At 71.8% G+C, this 2,913-nt stretch carries 2 protein-coding genes; both read right to left on the bottom strand.

Features of this window, described 5'->3' with window-relative positions; all coding sequences use genetic code 11:
• Positions 1 to 252: 252 nt before the first annotated feature.
• Positions 253 to 1,317 carry an NAD(P)H-dependent flavin oxidoreductase gene (locus AC1MIR_RS27165; RefSeq protein WP_480031295.1) on the bottom strand — a complete coding sequence of 355 codons (1,065 nt, stop codon included), beginning with the start codon at positions 1,315 to 1,317 and terminating at the stop codon, positions 253 to 255.
• A 5-nt stretch (positions 1,318 to 1,322) separates the two neighbouring features.
• Entirely contained in the window at positions 1,323 to 2,567 is a 1,245-nt protein-coding gene (locus tag AC1MIR_RS27160; protein WP_480031294.1) for an aspartate kinase, read from the bottom strand.
• Positions 2,568 to 2,913 lie beyond the last annotated feature (346 nt).

Below are 2,913 nucleotides of genomic sequence, written 5' to 3'. Positions count from 1 at the left end.
CTCGTGGGGGGGGGGGGCGGCGCTGGGGGGCGGCGAGGGCCCTCTCCCACCCGGGGCGGGGGCGGCGCGCCCCGCGCAGCTCGTCACCGATCCGCGCGGCCTCCGCGGCATGGTCATCGGCCTGTCGTGATGAACGCTTCATGTCGTAGGGCACGGGATTGACACCTACCGCGCGCAGAGCGCGTCCGCAAACCGAATCGTGGGGGAATTGTTCAGTATCATTTGGGTGACACGCATTGCTGTTTCTGACGCTCAGCTCGCCTGCCTGCGGGCGGCCAGCGCGGCGGCCGCCTGCTGCACGAGTTCCTCCACGATCTCCCGCACAGGTTGCTCGCGCGTCACCATCCCGACACTCTGGCCGGCCATCAGCGACCCGTTCTCCACATCGCCGTCGATCACCGCGCGGCGCAGCGCGCCGGCCCAGAAATGCTCGATGTCGAGCTGCGCCGCGGCCTTTTCCACCTCGCCGGCCAGGTAGCGGCGGATGGTCTCGGCCTGGTGGTCGAGGAAGCGCTTGGTCCCCTCGTTCTGCAGGGCGCGCACCGGGATCACCGGGAAGCGCTCATCCAGCTGCACCGTCGGCAGCGCATCCCGCGCCGCGCCGCGGATGAAGGCGCGCTTGAAGTTCGGATGGGCGATCGATTCCGTCGCGCAGACGAAGCGGGTGCCGAGCTGCGCACCCGCCGCACCCATCTCGAGATACGCAAGAATGGCTTCGCCGCGCCCGATCCCGCCGGCGACGAAGACCGGCACGTCCCGGACATGCGGCAGGATCTCCTGCGCCAGCACGTTCAGGCTCACCGGGCCGATATGCCCGCCCGCCTCGCTGCCCTCGATCACCAGGGCATCGGCGCCGGAACGCACCAGCTTCTTCGCCAGCGCCAGCGCCGGGGCGAAGCAGACCACCTTGGCCCCGCCATCCTTGGCCGCCTTGATCGCCGCGCCGGGGGGGATGCCACCGGCGAAGACGATATGCCCGACCTTCGCCTCCAGGCAGGTCTGCACCAGCTGGTCCAGCCGCGGATGCATGGTGATCAGGTTCACGCCGAAGGGTTTTTGCGTCATCGCCTGGGTGGCGGCGATCTCCTCGGCCAGGCGCGGCGGCTCCATCGCGCCGCAGGCGATGACGCCGAAGGCCCCGGCATTGGACAGCGCGGCGACCAGGTTGCGTTCGCTCACCCAGGACATCGCCCCGCCCATGATGGCGTAGCGGCTGCCGAAGAAGGCGGCGCCGCGCGCCATCAGCGCATCCAGCTCGGCCAGCGCCCAGTCCGGCGGGCCGGCCGGGGCGGGCTTCTCCTGCAGCGGCGCGTCCATCGGCGTCAGTTCCCCGCCCGGCGCTCGGGCTCGGGACCGTCCAGCCCATAGGCGGTGTGCAGGGCGCGCACCGCAAGCTCGGTGTAGTCCACCGGGATCAGCACGCTGACCTTGATCTCGCTGGTGGAGATCACCTGGATGTTGATGCCCTTCTCGGCCAGCGCCTTGAACATCGTGCTGGCGACGCCGGCATGGGTGCGCATGCCGATGCCGACGACGCTGATCTTCGCGACCTCGGCATCCGTCACCAGCGCCTCGTAGCCGATCGCGTCGCGCTGCTTCTCCAGCAGGTCCCTGGCGCGCGGCAGGTCGGCGCGGCCGACGGTGAAGGTCATGTCGGTGGTGCCGTCGGCGCCGATGTTCTGGACGATCATGTCCACGTTCAGGTTCGCCGCAGCCATCGGGCCGAACACATGGGCGGCGATGCCGGGCCGGTCGGGCACGCGGCGGAGCGTCACCTTCGCCTCGTCGCGCGAATAGGCGATGCCGGACACGATGGGCTGTTCCACGATCTCGTCCTCGTCAACGACCAGGCTGCCTGGCTTGTCCTCGAAGCTGGAAAGCACCTGCACGCGCACGCGCTGCTTCATCGCGAGCTCGACCGAGCGCGTCTGCAGCACCTTCGCACCGACCGAGGCGAGTTCCAGCATTTCCTCGTAGCTGATCCGCTCGAGCTTCTTCGCCCGCGGCACGATCCGCGGATCGGTGGTGTACACGCCGTCCACGTCCGTGTAGATGTCGCAGCGATCCGCCTGCACCGCCGCGGCGACGGCGACGGCCGAGAGGTCCGACCCGCCGCGGCCGAGGGTGGTGATGCGGTTGCGGCCGGGCTCGAGGCCCTGGAAGCCGGCGATCACCGGCACCTGGCCTTCGCGCATCCGCTCGATCAGCAGCGTGCCGTCGATGCTCTCGACGCGCGCCTTGCCATGCGCGGCGTCGGTCAGGATCGGGATCTGCCAGCCCTGCCAGGACCGCGCATCCACGCCGATCGCCTGCAGCGCGATGGCCAGCAGGCCGATCGTCACCTGCTCGCCGGTGGCGACCACCACGTCGTATTCGCGCGCGTCGTGCAGCGGCGAGAGGTCGGAGCACCACTTCACCAGCTGGTTCGTGGCGCCGGCCATGGCGGAGACCACCACCGCCACCTCGTTGCCGGCCTCCACCTCGCGCTTGACGCGTTGGGCCACGTTGCGGATGCGGTCGAGATCGGCGACGGAGGTGCCGCCGAACTTCATGACGATGCGGGCCATGCCTGGATCCGGGGGCCTTGCCGACGCGCGGGGCGCAAATGGGGTTGGGACGGGGCCGCGCCTGTTGCGCCCCGCCGGGGGCGCCCAGATAAACGCGACGCGCGCGCCGGGCAACCGGCGCCTTGTAGCTGGCAGGGATGCGATGCATCCCTGCCCCTCAGGCGCCGGCGCTCCGCGTCGTGCCGGAGGCACGCCGTCGGCGTGACGCTCGCCGCACGTGCGGCGGGGGGGGGGGGGGGGCCCCCGGGGGGGGGGGGGGGGGGGGGGGGGGGGGGGGGGGGGGGGGGGGGGGGGGGGGGGGGGGGGGGGGGGGGGGGGGGGGGGGGGGGCGGGCGGCGGGGGCGGG

The sequence above is a fragment of the Falsiroseomonas sp. RANM36 genome (assembly GCF_056682175.1).
Note: the sequence above shows the minus strand (reverse complement) of the source record. Positions and strands in the feature narration are given on the sequence as shown.

Bases quoted from the DNA above. Each gene is read 5' to 3' on its own strand.
- AC1MIR_RS27165 (WP_480031295.1), bottom strand. From the start codon at position 1,317: ATGGACGCGCCGCTGCAGGAGAAGCCCGCCCCGGCCGGCCCGCCGGAC.
- AC1MIR_RS27160 (WP_480031294.1), bottom strand. From the start codon at position 2,567: ATGGCCCGCATCGTCATGAAGTTCGGCGGCACCTCCGTCGCCGATCTC.